This is a genomic window from Paenibacillus sambharensis (genome assembly GCF_003233845.1).
GTDB lineage: Bacteria > Bacillota > Bacilli > Paenibacillales > Paenibacillaceae > Paenibacillus_I > Paenibacillus_I sambharensis.
The window spans coordinates 91,520-112,658 of sequence record NZ_QKRB01000060.1 but is presented as its reverse complement, the minus strand read 5'-3'; the positions used below and the strand labels follow the sequence as shown (position 1 = coordinate 112,658).

Below are 21,139 nucleotides of genomic sequence, written 5' to 3'. Positions count from 1 at the left end.
GCCTGCTGCTGTCTCATCGTGGCTTATTATGCTCTGGCAGAACGCTTAAGAACGGCAACGCCGTTCACAGGCAGATCCAGCTTGCCGCTGACCGCTTCGCCCGACTCGAGATTCGTATACTGGCGGCTGTCCAGCTCGACGGACTGCCCGCGTCCGCTGAAGTTCATTACGAATACATAGTCGGATTCGCCGTCCGTGCGCACCTGTGCGGTCACACCTGCCGGAAGCTCAGCTTCTACAGCCTTGGCAAGACCAGCTTCCTTCACGATAGCCTGATAGAATCCGCCCAGAAAATCATCCTGCAGCCGCGCTGCCATATGATAGGCTTGACCCTTGCCCAGCTTGTTGACGGTCAATGCCGGTCTGCCTGCGTAGAAATCATCCGTATAACGTCCGAGCACCTCGGCGCCTTCGGTATGGATCAGCTCGCACAGTTCGGCAACCTCGAAGCTGCCGCTGAGACCCAGCACATTGCCCTGCTCCATTGCTACGCCGTTGCGGTCATAGTCATAGAGGCCTTCAATCTCCTCCGCCCAAATGCCAAGCGTCTTGCGCAGCGGTCCAGGGAAGCCGCCCAGATGACAGAGATCATTCTCGTTGACCACACCGGACCAGTAAGTCGTCACCAGCGTGCCGCCGTTCTCGACGAACTGCTCCAGCTTCTTACCCGTCTCTTCCCGGCACAGGTACAGCATCGGTGCGATGATCAGCTTATAGCCGGCAAAATCATCCTCTGAGCCAATCACATCGGCCGGCACGCCCTGCTCCCAAAGTGCGCGGTGATGGGCCAGTACGGTCTCTTCATAGTGAATGCCCGAGTTGCGCGGTCCCTGCGCATCCTTTACCGCCCAGCGGTTATCCCAGTCGAACAGGATGGCCGTCTGCGATGGCGTCGGCGTTCCGGTGATTTCCGAGATGTCCGCAAGGCTGCGTCCCAGCTCGGCTACATCCTGGAATACCCGTGTATGCTCGTGGCCTACATGGTCGACAACAGCGCCGTGGAACTTCTCGCTCGAGCCCCGGCTCTTGCGCCACTGGAAGTACTGAACCGAATCCGATCCATGTGCGACAGCCTGCAGGGAAGACAGCTTGTGCATGCCCGGGCGCTTCAGCTTGCTGACCGGCTGCCAGTTCGTCAGGCTCGGCGTGCTCTCCATCAGGAGGAATGGCTTCTGCTTCAGGGAGCGGTACAGGTCATGATAGAACGAGATCGAAGCGCCAAGCTTGCTGTCGTCCGCTGCATCATGCCAGGTCGGGTAAGCGTCCCAGGAAATGACGTCCAGAATGTCCGCAAATTTGCGGTAATCCAATCCCTCGATCATATGCATGTTGGTTGTGGCCGGCAGGTCAGGGTTAGCCGAGCGGACCGACTCAATTTCGTGACGGCAGAAGTCAACGGTCAGGTCCGTCACATAACGGCGCCAGTCAAGGTTCTGGCCGTGTACCATGTTCTCGCCGTGCGGCGCTGGAGATTCCACCTGGCTCCAGTCTGTGTACGTATGCGCCCAGAACGACGTCCACCATGCGCTGTTGAGCGCATCAAGCGAGCCGTATTTGTTCTGCAGCCACTGGCGGAAGCCGTCCTGGCAGTAGCTGCAGTGGCAGTCGCCGCCGAACTCATTCGAGATATGCCAGCCGATAACAGCCGGATGATGGCCATAGCGCTCCGCCAGCTTGCCATTGAGGATCGCTGTCTTCTCGCGGTAAACCGGCGACGAGCTGCAGTGGTTGTGGCGCATGCCGTGCAGGTTGCGGACCCGGTTCGCTTCTACGCGCAGCACCTCGGGATATTTCTCCGACATCCATGCCGGACGCGCGCCGCTCGGCGTAGCCAGCCAGGCGAAGATGCCGTTTGCCGCGAACGAATCCAGAACCTTATCCATCCACTCAAAATTAAATACACCCTCGGCCGGCTCGAATGCCGCCCAGGAGAAAATGCCGACTGCCATTACATTGCAGCCCGCGAGCTTCATCAGCCGGATATCTTCTTCGAGCACCTTCGGGTCGTGCAGCCATTGGTCCGGATTGTAGTCCGCGCCGTGCATCAGTACCGGCAGCTTGCTGCTGACCGGAGGGAATTTCTTAGCCATTATATGATCGCTCCTCATCTGTATCGTTTAATGCTCTTATCTTACTCTTATAGTAGACGATAACCCGCCCGAACAAGTAGAATAGAACCATCCAATAATCGTACAATCTTCTCATGGAGGTCTTCTTATGATGCCTTTCCTGCTGGCGGAGTTTGCCAATATGGAGCATACCCTGCCGCTGTATGTCTGCTGCGTTGGCAGCCATGAACAGAAGTGGCTGGAGCGGCCGGACGGCTACCACGCCCATCAGCTGTTCCTCTCCCGCAGCGGACAGGGTACCTTCCGCATTGAAGGCCAGCCCGACCTGACGCTGACACCCGGCACGATGCTGCTGCTGCCCGCGGGCGTACCGCATGCTTATTTTCCCGATCAGTCCAGCGACCGCTGGGATCTTGGCTTTGCCGCCTTCAATGGGCATGCGGCCGGGCCGCTAATGGAGCAGATGGCGCCGCAGGCACGGACCGTGCTGACAACGAGCCGTTTCGACCGGCTCTGGGACCAGCTGGAATCGCTGTGGCAGCTGATCAGCCTGAACGGGGAGCAGTCGTACTGGGAAGCCTCGAAGCGGATGTATGACATGATGGTGACGCTGCTGGAGGGCTTAAGCGCGGACAAGAAGTCCGCGGCGAGGCCGGCCGTCTCATCAGGCGTGCAGCATCCCGGGCTGCAAACAGCCGTCAAGCTGATCCATGACCATTACAACGAGCGGCTGCTGCTGGCAAATGTGGCAAGGGCCGCAGGCTATTCGCCGCAGCATTTTCACCGGCTGTTCGTTGCAAGCTACGGCATGACCCCGCAGCATTATATCCTTCAGCTCCGCATGCGGACAGCGGCCCAGCTGCTGAAGGAGGATGCTTCCGTTTCGGTGGAGCGTGTAGCGGAGTCGCTCGGGATGGAAACGAGCTATTTTATCCGCATGTTCAAGCGCACCTATGGCGAGACGCCAAAGAGGTTCAGGGACCGGTAGTGCGGCAGCGTGGAAGGCACTAATTGATCCGGAAGCTGTACTGACAGCAGGATTAGACTGTCCATGCACAGGAAAAACACCGTAGCAGGTCTATATGAACCCGTTACGGTGTTTGTCATAGGTACCGCTGATTGGCCCGGTGAACCATCAGTCCGGCAGCTGAACGCTGCCCGGCACGAGATAGGCAGTTGAAGTACCATTTGCCGGAAGCGCCTGGATCGTGTCGGTGACCGATTTTCCACGGATATCCGTGATTCGGACCTTCAGCTTGGCGGTTCCAAGGCCTGTTCCCACAAAATGATTGTATTCCGTCTTCTCCAGACTGATCCAGCGTTTATCCTTATAAACCTCCAGCTTCAGCACGGGATACTTGTGGTTGCGCACTTGGATAGCGGCCCACCACTGGCTGCTGCCTTCCTTGATCCGGTAGGTGAAATTGCCTTTCACCGGCCCTTTGACCACACGCCATTTGATGTTGATTTTACCGGCCTTCATATCACCAATCTTGGCAAAAGCATTCGGGGAAAGATCAAGCGCCCCCGGCGCACCTTCGGGATACTGGTCCGTTACGTAGACCACGGTCTTTCCTTTGGGACCCTGCACCTCCAGATAAGCCCCGGCCAGCGCTGCCTTGATCCCCATATAGTTGTAATCCATAGGATTGAGTGCTGTTATCTTCATGGTGGATGGAATCGGGTCCAGCAGCGCATTGCCGCCGGAATAGCCTGAACCGGTATAGGTCGCATAGCTTGAACGCCAATCAGTCCAGGCTGCGCCCGCAGAAGCAGCAAATACGGATAGAAACAGCATCAGTGCCACAGAAGTGACGAGAGACTTTCGGGTAATCCTCTTATTACCGTTCATAATAAAACCTCCTCCAACAAGTGTAATAGAGCCGGGACCCAACCCTCCTTTCGCATCTCTCTATAACCCTAGAATATTATGCTAAGTCTCCCTTATTATCTCATATATTGATAGAGAGTCCAAATCTCCTGCCGGCGGTATTCCATCTAATGAGCAAAAAAACAGCCGCCGATGATGATCGACGACTGGCTGTTGATGCCTTATAAAGATGAGTGATTTTCGGTTGGAACTGTGAATTGACTCCTATAATTTAATATTCAGCTCGGTTGCTGTGTTCCGGATATAGGCAGCCGCCTGCCGGTACTGCTCCTGCGTATGCAGATGCTCGATGATGAGCGTGGTATCGGAATCAAGCTTGTTCAGTTCTGTCAGGAAAACCCGGTAGTCCAGTGCGCCTGTGCCCGGCACCACTTCATCCAGATGAACAGTCAATTTGCCCGCCAGCTTGATATCCTTGGCATGGCAGTTCTTGATCCAGGGTCCCAGCTTCGCGAAGAAGTCACGAATCATCTCCCCGTTACGGTAGTAGGTCCGCGGGCTGCTGATCATATTGACCGGATCAAGATGTACGGCAAAGCCCGGGCGGTCTACCGCCTTGATCAGAGCCAGATAGGTATCCGCAGAATCAGGGAATACCCAAGGCATCGTCTCCATGGTAAAGAAGGTCCGCTGCGGCTTCACGCTGTCCATAATGTCTCTTGTTGTCTCCACAATCATCTCGAAGGTCTCATCCGAGAAGTTATCCGGATGCGGACCATCCCACTGCTCGCCGCGCGAGCCGGCAATATTAACGCAGCATCTGGCCCCAATTTCCTCTGCGAGCGCCAGCTGCTGCTTACAGAACTCTAGCGCCTTCCTTCGTGTTTCCTCATCTTGTGAGATTGGATTGCTCCAGGCACCAACCTCGGAGATCAGAATGTCCCGCTTCCGCGCTTCATCCGCATAAGCCTGTATTAAGTTCCGGTCCGCATCACCGCCTACCGGAAATACAGCCGCCCGGAAGCCTTCATTCTTTAGCGCCTCCGCCCAGGTATCCGGCTGGGGATTGTCGATAAATACTTGTCCGCCTAATCGCATCCTGCTATCCTCCTCTTAAGTCGAATCTGCTGCCTTGTTAAAAATCAAACAAGCTTGTCGAGCTGAAGCAATAGCTCCTCGGCACCGCCTTGAAGAAAGCAGCCGAACCGGTGCTCGCTGCCCGTCTCTTCCTTATTGATGAGCAGCAGCTTTCCCTTCGTCATATAAGGCAGCTGGTTGGCCGGGTATACCTGCAGGCTCGTCCCGATTACAAGCACCGCATCAGCCGCTTCGATAGCCTGAAGCGCTGCATTCCAGGCCTGCTGCGGCAGCCCTTCCCCGAACAGCACCACATCTGGCCGCAGACGGCCGCCGCACCGGCATGCCTCTCCCACAAGGAAGGCTTCTTCCTTCGCCGGCTCACTGCACCTCTGGCACCGGAAGCTGCGAATCGAGCCGTGCAGCTCCTCCACCTGCTTGTTACCAGCAAGCTGATGAAGGCCGTCTACGTTTTGTGTGGCGATGAGCTGAATACGTCCCGCCTGCTCCCACCCGCCTAGCACATCATGCCCCATGTGCGGGGTCACCTGCTTGAGATGATTGATGCGAGCGGAGTAGAAAGCGTGAAACAGCTCATAGTTCCCCTCCAGCGCCTCGACCGTTGCCACGGTCTGCGGATTAATCTGACGCCACCACCCTGACGGCGACCGAAAATCCGGCACCCCGGCATCCACAGAGCAGCCTGCCCCTGTCAAGACAACAAGGCGCCTCGATGAGCGGATAATGGTTGCAGCGGTTTGGAGCATGGTTGTCCCTCCCCGTAATGTTAGTAATCGCGTTTCACACATTTCGTGTCTTTGGCATTAATGTACCACTCACGGCAGCAGGGGGACAACCTGGGGCTGTTTCAGTGACTCTGGCTTGCTAGACGCCGCAAAGACGCCAGCACGATCATTGATCAGGCGAACCTTACGGAAAATAAATAGAGCCGCCTCCAGCAGGAAGCGGCTCAGACTCATTTAATTTTTCGCCTTCGGGTCCCAGCCCTTCAGCACATTCGGGATCGTCCACTCGGCTGCCTGCTCATCGGTGAGCTGGCGGCGGGTGTCCGTCACCACGGCGCCTGGGCCGTGGTTGTTATACTCGAAGAAGCGGGCGTCTTCCGCTGAGAAACCGGACATATCGGTCCAGCCAATCGGATTAATATGCGCGCCCATCTCGGTGTTCATGAACACCACGCTGGCAATGGCGTCCGGGTTGCCGCCCGGATGCCAAGGACGGCCCAGCCAGACCGTGCCCGGCGCTGCATCGCTCGTCAGCTTGCTGTTTACAATCAGATAGCCGAACGGCTCGCTGATCATCGTGCTGGCCGCTGTAATGTAGCCATTATTGCTGGAGGAGCCGCGGTCGAGCGAATGAATGGTGCATTCGTCGAACACTGCCCGCGAACCCCCGAAGATAAAGTCCACATCGCCTTCAATATAGCATTGGTAGAAATACTGCGTACCGCCGTTGGTCAGCAGCGTGTCCTGGTTGCCGAGGAAGCGCACATTCTCGAAGCGGTGCCGATCTCCACGTACATTCAGTGCCACCGCCTGCTTGCCCGACACATCGACCGATGCCTCATCGAACGAGTTCTCAATCGTCAGATTCCGGACCGTAACATCACTGCCGCTTATGAACACGCTCGCACTGCCGCTCGTACCGTAGGTTCCACCGCCCGGCTTCTCCCTGCCGGAATAGTTGTCGTAGGTCAGCACGGTACCCTCGGCGCTTTCCCCTGTCAGCGTGATGAAAGGCTTATTCGCGGGGATGGTTACAACCTCTTTGTACACACCATTATGGACGAAAATTTCAACCGGATCCGTATTGTTCGCTTGTACCGCATCAATGGCCCCCTGAACCGTCTGGTAGTCACCCTTGCCATCCTGTGCCACAACCAGACGGCTCGGCATCGCCCTCAGTTGATCCCGGACATCTCCCGCCTGCCTGATATCACCTTCCGCCAACGTTCTTCCCCTTACGTCGGCCGATTGGCCCGCCACGACTCTCGCATAAACGCGGTCATCATAATATCCGGTTGTCTTCGCGGTCTCCAGCAGTCTTGCGGCATAGCTTCCGCCCCACGAGTAGCCGTCTCTGCGCTCCTTCTCAATCTCCTGAATGCTGTACTTGATAACGCCATCCCGCCCGGAGAATATTCCCCTGTTCGTGCCGATCTCATAGAACCGGTACCAGCTGACCGCCTCAGGGTCCTTCACAAAATATTCCCCGTTCGGATCAGCCTTCACATAACGGATACCTTCCAGCTTCACATCATCGAACCACTTCAGCGCTCCTGCAACGGCCCGCTTAATTTCCTCCGTCTGCTCCGGCCGGGACATCAGATAACGGACAATGCCGACCGATTCCGAGCCGGATACCGAAGGATGCTCGTAGGCGCGCGCTCCCCTCGGCTCATACGTGAGAGGATCATGCTGCGCACACCATGCCGCCAATACGCCATCCACTTCAATCTGCGACTTCAGGATGTACTCGATCCCCTTATCCCTGGCCTGCTTCAGCTGCTCCAGCCGCTCCGCATCAACCAAGTCCGTATCGTACGGGTAGTTCTTTGCCAGCATATTGTCGATCAGATCCAGCACATTAATCATGGCATTATCGTTGAACGTCACATAGTTGGAATAATAGACGCCATCCCCCGGGTTGCCGCGCTGCGGATAAACCTGCGGCCAGCCGCCGGTTTCAACCTGCATGGTCAGCAGAAAATCAACGCCCCGCCGCACGCTGTCTTTGAATGCTTCATCGCCGGTTTCCCGGTACACCTGCGAGATAAAACGCAGCTCATTAATAGTAGCATCGTTGTCGATCGTGCCAAGCTCAACACCGGTCGGGCTTGTCTGTGAGGATTTGGGCTCCTGCCCATCCCACGCCCTGTCATAAGGCATCGCCTTCGTCCAGCCGCCGTGGTCCATCTGCCAGGAGACCAGATTGTTCGCCTTCTGAACCGCATCCTCCAGATCGCCGGCAAAATCATCCGCCGCTCCCTCGCCCTCGATAAGCCCGCCATCCTCGAAAGCTTCCACCGTCTCGAAGAACAGCACCGTATTGCCATAACGGTTCTCGCCTACTGCTGCTTTGGTCAGCTGAAGATTCTTGAAAGCCGGTGTAAGCGACTTCCAGCTTCCCGTCGGCACACTGAGCACGATGTCCTTGACATCCACCTCCTGCAGCTTGCCGTTCAAGGTCACTGCCGCAATGTTGCTGGCCACAGCATGAACGCCTGCGATTTGAATCTCATCAGCTCCCAGCGCACCCTTAACCTTCTTCTCCAGCATCTCTCTTATAAAATCAGCCTCGTCGGCCGTTAGATAATCCTTCAGGCCAAAGCCCCTGCCGCCCTCTGCCGACATGTAGCCTTCCTTCGTGACCGCCCCTATGGCGCCTCTGCTGTCCTTGCCGGCCTTCAGCTTCAGTGCTTTCGCTAGCATAACGGCAGCATCCATTCGGGTCAACGGCTCATCTACCGCCACCGAACCGTCCTTACCGGCTGTAACGTATCCCGCTGCCCGGGCGGCCTCTACTATATAAGCATCCCAGTCCGCAAGGGATTTGCCCCATATCTCGGACTCAAGCTTCACATTCTTGTACGTATCCTCATGGGTGAAGCCCAGTGTATCGTTAAGCAGCGACATGAACGCAATCCCCGTGATGGGTTCGGCTGCAGACTGCTCGCCCGCCAGCATGCCAAGCGACTCCAGCTTGCGGATCAGCAGTCCGCCGAGCAGGTCTTGGACTTCAACCTCTACCAATTCCACAGGCGCCGGAGTATTCGACTCCGGCCTGTTATGTACACGCAGGTGGTCGATGTTAGCCCCGCCGCTGTTTCCTGTAGCCGTGGCGCGGATTACATTCGTTCCTTCCTTCAGGTTTACCTTCGCTGAAGTGGTCAGCCAGGTGGCAAAGTCTCCCGTCGGCTGGAAGCTGAGCTGCGGCACAGCCACTGTATCGCCAACCTTGATCTCTGCCGGCCGGTCCTCTGCTGCACCGGAGGCGTACCGGAATTCAAGCGTGTACTCGCCTGCCTGCGGTACTTCTACTGTCCATTCCAGCCATCCGCCTGATGTATTCGGGTTGTAATCCACGAATCCTGTTCCCGTAAAGCCCGCATGCTTATTGTCAATGATCGCTCCCGATAGTGCGGCATTCTCGGCTTCATAAACCGTGTCAAACGCCTGTCCGGCACTGCCGTCTGCAGTCATTCCACTAACCGCTTCTGCTGCCGCCGTCTCCGCAGCGTACCCCTGCTTAGGCTGCAGAGTCAGAACAGGTGCAGTCACAAGCGCAGATGTCAACGCCAAGCTAACCAGCTTTCTTGCATGCTTTGCCTTCCTCAAAAGATCGTTCCCCTTTCATCCATTAGAATGGTATCCAGTGACACCCTGATTATATGTAAGCGCTTTAAATCACGTATATAATCTTTATCTCCGATGCCGTGCAATCATAGGCCTACAGGTTGAACCCAATCTAATGATTATAGCGGAATGTCAATGAGAACCAGAATGCCTGAAGACGGAAACCGTATATAAAAGGACAATTTCCAGAGACGAGTGATATACTTCTTCTATAAATAGACAGGCGGAGAACCCTTCCCCGCCGCGGTCTCAATTTTAACGATAATAGAGGTGCTGCATTTGGCAAAAATAGATAACCCATGGATCAAGCTTCTGACCCGGATCAATCAGGAGGATTACGAAGCCATTCAATTACTGGAGCAGGCATGCTGCCAGGCAGACGGGACTGCACTGAAGCTTGAGCTGGATTACAAGCTGGCCGCCGGAGAAACAGAGTCAGAGGCATCCGGCTCTTCGTCCGTACGACAGATTAATGATTTTCTCTACTATGACGGCTCCAAGCTGATCGGCTATATGGGGATTAACGATTTCGGTGGTGCAGGCATGCCGATTGAAGTGAATGGCATGGTGCACCCCGGCTATAGGAGACAGGGGATTTTCAAGCAGTTAAGCGGGCTGCTTATGGATGAATGGGCACGGAGAACGCCGTCGGATATGCTTCTGCTGACTGACCGCAGCTCTGTTCCGGGCCAATCCTTTGTCAAAGGGACTGGCGCGGTGTATAAGCATACTGAGTACGAGATGTATCTCCGAACTGACCATCAAACTGTGCAGCCGGAAGGGGTTCATCTTTCGCTTCGCAAGGCTGTCAATGCAGATGCCCCGGAGATCAGCCGGCAGAATATGATCTACTTCCATGACGAGCTGGGTGGTGATCCGGCAGCCGAAGCGGAAGTAGACTTGCTCCTGCCCGAAGAGGAGGAGAAGAAGGGCATGACCATCTATCTTGCGGAAGTAGACGGACAGGTTGTGGGTAAGGTTCACATTCAGCTGACCCCAGCTGCAGGAGGCATCTATGGACTGGGGATTTTGCCCGAATATCGCGGGCTGGGTTATGGCAGAGCAACTCTTCAGATGGCAATAGCCAAGCTGCAGGAGGCCAAGGCTAACGCAATCATGCTGCAAGTGGCTGCCGACAATGCAGGCGCGCTTCAGCTCTATAAATCCTGCGGTTTCGTCGAGACCTCGACGATGGATTATTATAAGCTCACAAGGCAAGTATCCTGCCGCAATGCATTTGGCATGCTCTAACTAGTTGGGATAAGCAGCAATTAAGGCATTTCCTTCCGACTCAATCCGCTGCAGGGTTTCTTCAGCCGTGTATCTGCCCTGGAAAAAAGCCGTCAAATGTTCGGCAGCCATCGGAGGCAGTGACTCATCCAACTCGACAGGCTCCTTCGGAGCACGAAAAGTGCCGAAACGCTGCTCATAAAGGGGCTGCACCGTAACACCGCTAACAGCAGATGGCACATCCGTTAATGGCAGTATGTCAAGACTAGGTACTGCCGCCTCTTTACCGGCCATGTATTCCATCACCCTCCAGGCCAGTGAATCCTTATCACTGTCCGAGCCTATACCAATGAGTCCGGTAAAACGAAGATCTGAAGCCCCCCCTGCCCCAGCAGGGGGAGCCATCATTTCCCACTCGAAGTCCAGCTTTTTGTCATGCAGCCTCAGCGCATAGGACGGCTTGGCCCACGCCATTGCCGCATCTCCCGCTATGAAGTTATCTTTGTCCGTCAACTCCAGATAATCAGCTTCCTCACCCAGCAAACCTTCGTAATCAGTGAGCAGCTTCATCCAGCCTTCGGTATTAACCGTCATCTGTTTACCGTCCCAGATGGCAAGGTTATCCTGCTCACTGATTTGCAGCAAGAGCTGACCCGGTGTTGACCAGGTATCATACCCCCTCTGTTCTCCCGGGAAGCTGGAGGCCAAGCTTAACAGCTCGTGCCACGTTAGCGGCGTTTCAGGCATTGGAATGCCTTCTGAGCGGAATAACGATTGGTTGATGAATAGAGCCTCGGTTTCGAAGCCCACCGGCAGCGCATACAGCTGTCCGTCTCCCATGGCCCGCAGATAGTCGATCGAACCAAGAGCATAGCTCCCGGTATCATGCTTGTTCTTCTTGAGAAGGGGGTCAAGCGGTTTCAGTACACCTTCATTCACCAGCTTATAATAGAAATATTCATGATTTATCATGTACATATCAGCCGAAGTGCCTTTCAGCCAGTCTATATAGTCGGCAACAGTTTGTACGGATTCCGGTCTCGTCACTGTTTCGATCTTGACATTAGGGAAGTGAATCGCAAGGGCATTGCCTGACGAGTAGTTAAACCCATCCTCAGAATTTACGGCAATTCTTAATGTCCCTTCCAGCTCCTCCGGTTCAGGAGGTGCTGCACAGGCCTGCAGCATCAGAAGAATGATTACGATAGCTGCCCCCGCAGCAGCGCGTTTTGTGAAACGTCCCTTCATTGGTTCACCCCGGTTTTAGTTGTATATTCCAGCAGCTTGGCATTTGCCTTATCCTCAATGCTGGTAAGCATTTGTTCAACCGTTTTGTCGGCCGCCAGCCTCATCTCTTCCTCAATTAGGTCCTTTAGTACGGCTTCCAGATAATCAGCCGGTTCGCGGTACACGCTAAGCTTATCCATGTCTGCCTCAAGGCCTGTATAAGCACCTGCCAGATCTTCTTGAATAAATGCCTTTCGGATTGGCAGATGGCTAAACCTCCCGTTACTAACCCTACTCTTCAACCTAGCCGTTTCCTCGCTGTTCATAAAGGCCAGCACTTCCCAGGCAGCTTCTTGGACCGCAGATTCAGCATGAATTGCCAGCATCGTCGCCGGCTTCATGGAGCTTGAAACATTCCGCTGAGAGCCTTTAACAGGCCCGCCTATTACCTTCCATTGCAAGTCGGGTGCTTGTTGCCTCAATGTTCCTATGTAGGAGGGGTCCATAACCGTCATTGCCGATTTCCCTTCCAGGAAAGGATCATAGGGCGGTCTGGGCAGTCCATTGGACTGGCTGTTCCGGTGCTCAGAGGCGTCGAATATGACATACTTGTCCATGACTTGCATCCAACTTTCGAACACTTCCTTCCAACCCTTTGTGTGAAACACAACACGGTCTCCTGATGGCGTCAGCCAGTCAAGCCCTTCATTTTCTCCCAACTGTAGTAAAATAGAAACTGGGGACAGCTCTGCCTTGCTGAAGCCGTAGACATCTTCGGCCCCTGCAAATCTTTCGGAGAGCTGCATGATCTCCCTGTATGTCATACTGCCTGCCGGGTAAGCGATGTTCAGCTTGTCGAATAGTCCGGTGTTTATGTATAATGCTTCACCTGTAAAGCTCAGTGGCAGTGCATAGAGCTGCCCTTCCCCTGCCGCACGTATTTGCTCGACCGGGCCTTCAAGAAGCCCGCCAACATCATACTGGTCCCGGAGAATGTATGGGTCGAGAGGCAGGAGCCTTTGCTCTTCGACCATTCTGCTTAATGAACCCGATATGGAGGAGGGAATCGAGATGAGATCCGGCCGATGCTCATCGATATAGGCCGTAAAGCTATCGTAGAGCGGCTCTCCCGGTTTGAATATAGGAGCATACTCCATAACCTCTACAGTGATATGTGGGAACTTTGCTTTTACCATGTTCTGAAAATCCCACTCATATGCTGCTCTGGATTCATACAAAACTTTGATGACAGCTTCCTCCTCCGCAGGCTCAGATACGGAAGTGCAGCCGGTTAGCAGGAACCCGACAGCCAAACCAATGAATAGCGTTAGCCGAACTGACCTCATACAACAGCTCCTCTTCCAACGTTAATAGACACCCATATCGACAATTAATATGGATGCAATTTGATATTATATCATTTCCTGTAATATATTCCATCCATTAATATAGCATCATGTCCCAAGCTTGTATACCATGTATGCTGCTGGCAAGGCGATTAGCCATTCAAAAAGGAAAAAGTCCCCTTATCCAAGAGGACTTCATTCTAATAAACTATGCTAGTTTCTTAAAACGTTATTTTATAAAAGTATTCTCCACCCGCTGAGACAACAGGAAGTAGGGAACCCAGATGACACAGGTTACGACATATCGGCCTATCTCTCTTATCTGGCTTCCGTCTGCCATCGCTTCCTTCAAGACTGGAATTTGCTGCACAAATACATAGCTTACTATCATTCCAACCAAGCTGGCCAAATACAGCGTAATCATCAGCTTCGGGACGATTCTCTTCCTTCTGTAGAACAGGACAATCGTAACCAAGGTTCCAATAACCAAAACTAAATTCCAGACTACCTCCGTTATTACCATTGGCGCAAACAGCGGGTCATATAGAGATGAATCCTTGGACCCCAATACTCCCCATATGGATGAATCCAATACATCCGGCAGTTCTTTCACAAAAAATAAAAACAATGAAACCACTGAAATTACAAAACCAATCTGCGGCAGGATCAGCCAACCGCCAAAGCCTAAGGCTCCAGCTGGCTCAGGAATGTGCTGCTTCTTCTCCTGCTTGTCCAAACTATTCGTCTCCACCTAATCTCTCCTCGTGTAAAAAAATGCCCAGTTTATCAAAGTCCGGATATATCCCCGCTTAATTCATCGTAGGGTTGGCTTAACACTTCCTTTGCTAAAGGCTGGAAAAGCTTATGCCTCAACTAATAAGGCCCCTAACCCTTCGGGCGGTTGTCCGCCAGCCAAGCCTTCGCATAATCGACTGCTTCCTTCACGCTGAACAGCCGGCATTCTGCCCTGCCAATCCGGCCTAGCTTGACTGCCACCCGCCCTTCCATATCCGCTCCCAAATCGGCAAAATCATCCGCATCGTAAGCATAATCGGTAAACGTCTTCCATACACGCTCTCCCTGCTCCAGCATGGCGGTGCCCATCTGCTTCTCCGGCATGCCGTCCAGCTGCGTCTCTGCGAGATGAAAGCTCGTGCAGGAGTCATAGCCCGCGCCCAGCAGCAGGACCTTTGCATCCAGCTCGTACAGCTTGCCCAGCGGGGAAGCCTCGCCAAACTGCGGGGTCAGCGGATGCTCTGCGGTAATGTATGCAGCTTGACGGCCGTTTGCACTGAACGATGACTGCGGGTGAGAAGATCTCATCGTTCCCGGAAAGGTGCGGAACAGCTCGGCAATCCGGCCCATTTCGCGCGTCGGCGTAACGGCCGGGTCAAAGGCCGGCATTTCCTTATAAATGATCTCGATCCACTCTTGAGGCACCGCCGGGTTCCCCCATCCGGCAGGGTCGCTCCAGTCGCCGCTCTGCGCAGGCATAACCACTGTTCCCCCGCTGCCTACTGCTGCCATCAGGGCCTGCACGACCGTCTGCGGCCCGCCGCAAACCCAGCCCAGGCTGGAAAGCGAGGAATGGACGATAACGGTATCGCCTTCGCGAACCCCGAGGGCATCCAGCTCCTCCTTCAGACTGCTTAACGTAACCGGCCATTCCGTGGCTTGTATCAACTCATGTTCACTCATCGTTCATTCTCCTATATGTATCAGCTATAAATAAAACACGCCTGTCCCTCCCAGGGGAACAGGCGCTAACACAATTGTAGCATATTTTTGACAGTATAAGATGGAAGCTTTCACTGGATTCTTACAAGAATCCTTCCAGCGCAATCGTCGGCTTCATGTCCGACTGCCACGCTCCTTTGCCGTAGCCGCCGTTGTAGCCTGGAGTCGCGCCCGGCTCCCAGTAGAACACGCCTTTGCCTTTACCGCCCGGCAGCGCCTGGATCTTCTTCACTATATCCGCCACGAAGCTCTTGGCTGCCGCCGGCTGGTTATAATCCATGCCGATCTCGCTGATCATCACTTCCTTGCCGTACGTGTTAATCATGTCGTTCGCATTCGACACCGTCTGATTGACAAGGGCAGACCAGTCCGATGCTGACGGGTACAGGGACATGCCGACGATATCGAAATTAGCCCCGTTGCTGATCAGGCCGCCGATATTCCATCTGTACAGTGAATTGTCATTTCCATTGGCAAGATGGACAATCGTCTTGGTGCCGCTGTTAACCGACTTCACCGCATTGTGTCCGGTATTGACCAGCCAGGCATAGTTCCGCATGCTGACCGAGGCTCTTCCGTCTTCCCACAGCATGCCGTTGTTCGTTTCGTTGCCAATCTGCACCCAATCAGGTGTTACCCCTTTGCTCTGCATCGTGAACATAACATCACGGGTATGGTTGTAGACCGCATCCATCAGCTGCTGGAAGGTGTAGTTCTTCCACGCTGCAGGCTTGGTCTGCTTGCCCGGATCAGCCCAGGAGTCGCTGTAATGGAGCGTCAGCATAACGGACATCCCCTTGGATTTGGCCCTAGCAGCCAGCGCCGCAGCACGGTCCTTGTTCATGTATCCGTTTCCATAATCATTCGTCGGATTGACGAAGACCCTGATCCGCACCGAGTTAATCTTGTAATCCTGACGCAGGATATCAAGGATGTCACGCTGAACACCATTCTTGTCCTTCCACTTGTAGCCCTGAGCCTCCATACCCGCTACCCAGCTGATATCCGCCCCCTTGGCAAACGAAGGCGCCGCGTAAACCTCAGCCGTTGGAGCAACCTGGCCCAATGAGAATAACGACAAACACATGGCAATCACAAGAGCAAGCGATAATCTCTTCTTCATGATGCATCTCCTTTTCCATGGATAAAATGTGCACTTTCTCACACAAATGAAAGCGCTCACCAAGAGTGTAAGCGTTATCAACAAGGAGTTGAAGGATACGATTACAACATTTATGACATTTTCCCAATGTCTTTGATACATTATGGAGCTCTGCCGCAAAAAAAGAAGAAGCGGATTGCTCCGCCTCTTTTATCATCAATCTGTCAGGCATACTATGGCTGCGCAAAATCAGTTCTGCTGATTTACGCTGAATACGTCGCGGTCGTTCCACGGCTGCACAGGCCGGTGATTGTCCGGGAAGATCGCCGCAAAGGCGTCAATCTGCTCCTGCGAGACCTCAATTGGCTCCTGCATAACCGTCCATTCTACTCCCTCGGAGCATGGCGGCGTCGTAAGCGAACCGTCATAGCGGAACACATCCTGATCCTGCGGCAGCAGGGCCGGAAGATCAATGGTCTTCTCCAGCGCAATGTTCTCTTTCGTCTCCTCGGCAGGCAGCTTCGACCAGAGCTCGGACAACGCTTCGTTCGCTGCGCCAGCCTTCATCAGCACACCGACAACAGCGAGCTTGCCATCTGCATCCTTATGAACAAAATGCAGCTCCATATCCAGATTCTTGCCTTCCATCTGATGCTCGGAAGGAACGTGGAAGTGGAACTGGGCCAGCGTATATTCCTTGCCGTCGAGTGTAATGGTATTATCCTCTGTTACAGCATCCGCCTGAATGGTATGACCGTTATTCTTAATCGTAAACTGGCTTGGCTGATAGTTGATTTCAATTGCCTCGGCAGCACCCGCGTCCGCTGACGCTTTCGCTTCATCCAGATTAATCGGCGACTGCTCCAGGCCGCTGCTGCATGCCCCGTTCTCTGTTCCCAGCTCTGCCCAATGCTCAGGTCCAGTCTCGCCCTCGTACGACCAGTGGACAGCATGAGCTTCATGACCGGCCGCTGGTGCGGACGGAGCCGGAGCGGCCTCCGGCGTTCCTCCACTCGATTGCTGTGCAGTAGAAGAGCAGGCTGTTAACGAAACAGCCAGTAATGCTGCGAGCAGCGTTTTTCCCCATCGTTTACGCATGATTTCATCCACCTCTCTATAATGTGGGATAATCATAGAGCAATGGATGGGGACAGGCAATAATTTCCACAATTTTGTAACAGTAAATTTATGTTGTATTAAGGTGAACAGCCGGCAGCGGTTGGGCTTAACGCTCAGCCTTCTGCTTGGGCTTTATAAAGTACGGCTTCGGCCTTGATTGTGTGCCTGGCCTCGACTGCGGTCTGGAATTCGACTGCGGACCTTGCTTCGACTGGGGTCTGGAACCCGACTGCGGCCTCGGCTTCTGCTGGGTCTGCGGTTTCGGCTGTCTGGGCTTCGAGGATGCAGAACCCGATCCGGCAGTCTGCTCCTGAATCGGTGACGTCTGTGTCTGCTGCATCGGGTAAGGATGGTCCTTGACCTCTGGAATCCGCTTGCCGATCAGCTTCTCTATATCCTTCAGATAAGGAAGCTCATCAAACTCGCAGAACGAGATGGCGGTACCGCTCATTCCGGCTCTGCCTGTGCGGCCAATCCGGTGCACGTAGGTCTCCGGTATGTTCGGAAGATTGAAGTTGACGACATAGGACAGCTCGTCGATATCAATTCCCCTTGCAGCGATATCGGTCGCTACCAGCACACGCGCTGTTCCGTTCTTGAAGCTGCTGAGAGCATTCTGGCGGGCGTTCTGCGACTTGTTGCCATGGATGGCGGCGGCTGTAATCTTCGCCTTCGCCAAATCGCGCACCACGCGGTCCGCGCCATGCTTCGTCCGGGTGAACACCAGCACGGAGTCAATAGCCGGGTCCTGCAGCAGGTGAGCCAGCAGCTTCTGCTTGTTGGCCTTATCCACCTTGTATACGGACTGCGTAATCCGCTCCGCCGTTGAGGACACTGGTGTGATCTCGATCCGCACCGGGTCCTTCAGGATGGAGCCGGCCAGCTTGGATATCTCGGGAGGCATCGTCGCCGAGAAGAACAGGGTCTGCTTGCTGCCCGGCATCATCGCCATGATCTTCTTCACGTCATGGACGAAGCCCATGTCCAGCATCCGGTCGGCCTCATCCAATACAACGATCTCCACATGCTTCAGATCAACATGCTTCTGGTGAATCAGATCCATCAGACGGCCTGGCGTGGCAATCACAATATCCGCGCCCTGCTGCAGCGCCCGCTCCTGCGCTCTCTGCGATACGCCGCCGACAATCGCGGTGCATCTGATCCGCGTAAACCGGCTGTATGCTTCTATGTTCTCAGCAATTTGCAGCGCAAGCTCCCGTGTCGGGCTCAGAATAAGCGAGCGGATGCGGCGCGGTCCCCCGGCCGGCTGGCGGCTGCTGAGCAGCTGCACAATCGGCACGGCGAAGGCTGCTGTCTTGCCTGTCCCTGTCTGGGCACAGCCCAGCAGGTCCTTGCCGGCCAGTACAGCCGGAATGGCTTGCTCTTGTATAGGTGTCGGTGCAGTGTAGTTTTCCTGATCCAGCGCCTTAAGGATCGCTGGTGCAATATTCAATTCTTTAAACGTCATAGAATCTCCTCATCTATCATGAATACGTTATGGTTTGGCTCAAGTCATGACATATAAGGATAACACAAATACCCTGTATGTGGAATGCGTGCTTCTGTCCTAGTCTTCTCTGGCCTATCCGCTGCACGGCTAACGAATCTCACACACGTTATACCTGCTAATTCGAAGCATTCTCAAACTTAACGAATCCCAGCCGTCTTATTTGGTGATTTACGCCAATTTTCCTGCATAACTAGGACTATAACGCTGCAGAGTTTCGTTACAGGTTTAAATCAGCCATATTGAGGCAAATAGCGACTGTGATATTCGTTAGAATTTCACAGATCACCAATTCCGGAGTGAACAGTATCAGAATTAATTTTACAAATGAAGAGGGGCCGCCCCTAAGTCATGATGACTTCGGGACAGCCCTCCAATATTCCCTTTCCCTATGACCCTATGACTGCGTGTACGTGTACTGCGGTGAATCATACTGCGGACCATTCTTCTCATAGGTGAACCAGTAGCGGATCTTGTCTCCCGCCTTCAGGCCGCTAACCGTCGTCTCCCAGGTACCGTTCCTGTTAGCCATGCGCAGGTTCTGCTGAATGCCGTTATTCACGGTGTAGTGAACATCCACGTACCTGGCAGCGGTCACCGGGCGAATATAGATCTTCGCTTGCGATGCGCTTAGCTTGGTGACGCCGGCGGCATAGTCTGCTGTGACATGCTCGCCGCCGGTATCCTGGCCAATCCGTTCATAGACTCTTACATAATCGATATACATGCGCTGGGGAAGGACGGAATCATCCGGGTTCTGCCAGCCGGTGAATGGCGTGCCCGGCCCGCCAATCGCCAGGTTCAGCTGCATATAGAACCGCTGGTCGAACGGTGCAGGGAAGGCTGCACCCGGTGTGAACCAGTCTCTCTTCGTCGAGTACAGCAGGCCGTCCACATACCAGCGGATCTCACGCTCCTCCCACTCTACGGCGAACGTGTGATAATCATCGGCAAAGGACTGGCCTTCAGGCAGCAGATAGTCCGCACCGGACCAGACGTTGTTAGGCCAGTCATTGCCATAGTGAATCGTTCCGGAAACCTTGTTCATCTGATCGCCGCGGTTCTCCATAATATCAATCTCGCCGCTCTTCGGCCAGATGCCGTATACCGAATCCGTCGGCATCATCCAGAAAGCCGGCCATACGCTCCGGCCGTAAGGCAGCTTCGCCCGGATTTCGAAGCGTCCGTATTTCCAGTCGCCCTTGTTCTGCGAGGTCAGCTTGGCAGAAGTATAGGCATGACCGCCGAACTCCTCCTTCTGGGCTTTGATGACGAGGTTGCCATTTTCCAGATAGGAGTTATCTCTCCGGTTCGTGTAGTACTGCAGCTCGTTATTGCCGAAGCCGCCTCCAGCGTGGATCAAGTTCCACTTGGACCCGTCAGGCGCGGAGCCATTGGCTCCATTGAATTCATCGTTCCAGACCATCCGCCACTGTGACTGGTCTGCCGCCGCAGCGGGCTCAGGCCCCGCGACCATACCCGGCACCATAGCCGCAGCCAGCCCCAGACTCAATGCAGCTGCAGCAAAAGATCTCAACCGTTTCCCTTTCATAAACCATCCTCCATTCATGTGTGATTCTGTTGCCTGCCCGACTTCACAACCATCAGCCTCCCTGACTGCTGCTCCGCATCCAGCCTTAGATGACTCCCCCCTTTTGCATCCTGATCATGCAGCCTTAGTCCTCAGCCCCGGCCAAGACCTTAACCTGTCACTAACCCTTCGCTGGGTCCTCGGCTGCCCTTTAACTATACCTCCGTGAATACGCTTTCTAAATGCTTCATTTTTTGGTTTCATGCCTTTTTGTTTTATACAGCAAAAAAGCCCCGCCTCAGCGGGACTTGGGCTTGCTGCTGCCAGTCTTACCCGGCACGCCTCACTTGATAAACAGACACCCACAGCGACAGAATGAGCAGCAGCTCGAACAGGTTGGTTGCAGCTGAGCTGTCCAGCGGGATCGGAATGGCGCTTCCGGCCAGCATCAGCAGGGTGCCAATGAACAGCCACGGGCTGCGCAGTCTCCTCCATAGCACGACACCTGCCGTGAACAGCGGAATCAGAATCAGAATGACCATCAGCGGCGGACCCGACTGCTCGATTGGCACATACCGCAGGACGCCATATTCATGCAGCGGCTTCAGCCGGACAGACAGCGTCTCCGTTACCAGCTCCAGTACAATCAGGGCGGCAGTGAACAGCCACGCGCCCCACCATGCCGCAGGCTTCCTTGCCCAGCTGCTTCCCGCCTGGCGGATCAGGCCATAAGAGACAAGAGCAAGCAGCGGTGTCAGGAAGGCATGCAGCCAGAACCTCGACAGGCTGAGCGATTCCAGCAGCGGACCCTCGCCGATCCACCTGCCTGTCCCAATCAATCCGTTGTCCCATAGAAGACCTGATGTTACCAGCAGCAGAAGATATTGGAGCCCCCAGTGCCTGTCGCTCCTGAACAACACCAACCCCCAAGCCAGCATGACGGCATACGCAGCAGCAAATGTGAGATATAGTATGGTATCCATCTGT

At 54.4% G+C, this 21,139-nt stretch carries 17 protein-coding genes; 2 read left to right on the top strand and 15 right to left on the bottom strand.

Features of this window, described 5'->3' with window-relative positions; genetic code table 11:
* Nucleotides 1-26 precede the first annotated feature (26 nt).
* On the bottom strand, nt 27-2,090 hold the full coding sequence (locus tag DNH61_RS25135; RefSeq protein WP_111149710.1) for a beta-galactosidase: 2,064 nt from the start codon (nt 2,088-2,090) through the stop codon (nt 27-29).
* A gap of 127 nt (nt 2,091-2,217) precedes the next feature.
* On the opposite strand from DNH61_RS25135, the gene DNH61_RS25130 reads away from it, so the two are divergent.
* Nucleotides 2,218-3,057: an AraC family transcriptional regulator gene (locus DNH61_RS25130; protein WP_111149709.1), complete on the top strand. Its 840-nt coding sequence runs from the start codon at nt 2,218-2,220 to the stop codon at nt 3,055-3,057.
* A gap of 147 nt (nt 3,058-3,204) precedes the next feature.
* Here DNH61_RS25130 and exlX read toward each other — a convergent pair whose 3' ends face one another.
* The 5 genes from exlX to pelA form a co-directional block, all read right to left on the bottom strand.
* Nucleotides 3,205-3,867, bottom strand: coding sequence for an expansin ExlX (gene exlX, locus DNH61_RS25125; protein WP_111149762.1), 663 nt, complete (start codon nt 3,865-3,867; stop codon nt 3,205-3,207).
* A 297-nt stretch (nt 3,868-4,164) separates the two neighbouring features.
* Nucleotides 4,165-4,998 (bottom strand): sugar phosphate isomerase/epimerase family protein, encoded by an 834-nt coding sequence (locus DNH61_RS25120; RefSeq protein ID WP_111149708.1) that lies wholly within the window; start codon nt 4,996-4,998, stop codon nt 4,165-4,167.
* 44 nt (nt 4,999-5,042) lie between these two features.
* Nucleotides 5,043-5,744: an SIR2 family NAD-dependent protein deacylase gene (locus DNH61_RS25115; RefSeq protein WP_111149707.1), complete on the bottom strand. Its 702-nt coding sequence runs from the start codon at nt 5,742-5,744 to the stop codon at nt 5,043-5,045.
* 69 nt (nt 5,745-5,813) lie between these two features.
* The gene (locus DNH61_RS26565) at nt 5,814-5,957 is read right to left on the bottom strand and encodes a hypothetical protein (protein WP_181438873.1); all 144 of its coding nucleotides are present in this window, start codon (nt 5,955-5,957) and stop codon (nt 5,814-5,816) included.
* Nucleotides 5,958-9,335 carry a pectate lyase gene (gene pelA, locus DNH61_RS25110; protein WP_111149706.1) on the bottom strand — a complete coding sequence of 1,126 codons (3,378 nt, stop codon included), beginning with the start codon at nt 9,333-9,335 and terminating at the stop codon, nt 5,958-5,960. It lies immediately after the preceding gene.
* Between the two features lie 297 nt (nt 9,336-9,632).
* Between pelA and DNH61_RS25105 the strand changes: the two genes are divergently transcribed.
* Complete coding sequence (locus DNH61_RS25105) at nt 9,633-10,604, top strand: GNAT family N-acetyltransferase (protein ID WP_111149705.1); 972 nt, start codon at nt 9,633-9,635, stop codon at nt 10,602-10,604.
* On the opposite strand, the gene DNH61_RS25100 is transcribed toward DNH61_RS25105, so the two are convergent.
* From DNH61_RS25100 to DNH61_RS25060, 9 genes are all read right to left on the bottom strand, one after another.
* Complete coding sequence (locus tag DNH61_RS25100; RefSeq protein WP_111149704.1) at nt 10,605-11,831, bottom strand: ABC transporter substrate-binding protein; 1,227 nt, start codon at nt 11,829-11,831, stop codon at nt 10,605-10,607.
* Nucleotides 11,828-13,156 (bottom strand): ABC transporter substrate-binding protein, encoded by a 1,329-nt coding sequence (locus DNH61_RS25095; RefSeq protein WP_111149703.1) that lies wholly within the window; start codon nt 13,154-13,156, stop codon nt 11,828-11,830. The genes DNH61_RS25100 and DNH61_RS25095 overlap by 4 nt, the downstream gene beginning before the upstream one ends.
* 229 nt (nt 13,157-13,385) lie before the next feature.
* Nucleotides 13,386-13,907: a DUF2569 domain-containing protein gene (locus DNH61_RS25090; RefSeq protein ID WP_111149702.1), complete on the bottom strand. Its 522-nt coding sequence runs from the start codon at nt 13,905-13,907 to the stop codon at nt 13,386-13,388.
* Nucleotides 13,908-14,041: 134 nt separating this feature from the next.
* Nucleotides 14,042-14,854, bottom strand: a complete 813-nt coding sequence (locus DNH61_RS25085; protein ID WP_111149701.1) for an AAC(3) family N-acetyltransferase — start codon at nt 14,852-14,854, stop codon at nt 14,042-14,044.
* A 121-nt stretch (nt 14,855-14,975) separates the two neighbouring features.
* Nucleotides 14,976-15,980 (bottom strand): glycoside hydrolase family 53 protein, encoded by a 1,005-nt coding sequence (locus DNH61_RS25080; protein ID WP_245948329.1) that lies wholly within the window; start codon nt 15,978-15,980, stop codon nt 14,976-14,978.
* Nucleotides 15,981-16,244: 264 nt separating this feature from the next.
* A complete protein-coding gene (locus tag DNH61_RS25075; RefSeq protein ID WP_181438872.1) occupies nt 16,245-17,093 on the bottom strand; it encodes a carbonic anhydrase in 849 nt (282 codons plus the stop codon).
* Between the two features lie 127 nt (nt 17,094-17,220).
* Nucleotides 17,221-18,582 (bottom strand): DEAD/DEAH box helicase, encoded by a 1,362-nt coding sequence (locus tag DNH61_RS25070; RefSeq protein ID WP_111149699.1) that lies wholly within the window; start codon nt 18,580-18,582, stop codon nt 17,221-17,223.
* 436 nt (nt 18,583-19,018) lie between these two features.
* Complete coding sequence (locus DNH61_RS25065; RefSeq protein ID WP_245948322.1) at nt 19,019-20,173, bottom strand: glycoside hydrolase family 16 protein; 1,155 nt, start codon at nt 20,171-20,173, stop codon at nt 19,019-19,021.
* 308 nt (nt 20,174-20,481) lie between these two features.
* A complete protein-coding gene (locus tag DNH61_RS25060) occupies nt 20,482-21,135 on the bottom strand; it encodes a hypothetical protein (RefSeq protein ID WP_111149697.1) in 654 nt (217 codons plus the stop codon).
* Between the last annotated feature and the right edge of the window lie 4 nt (nt 21,136-21,139).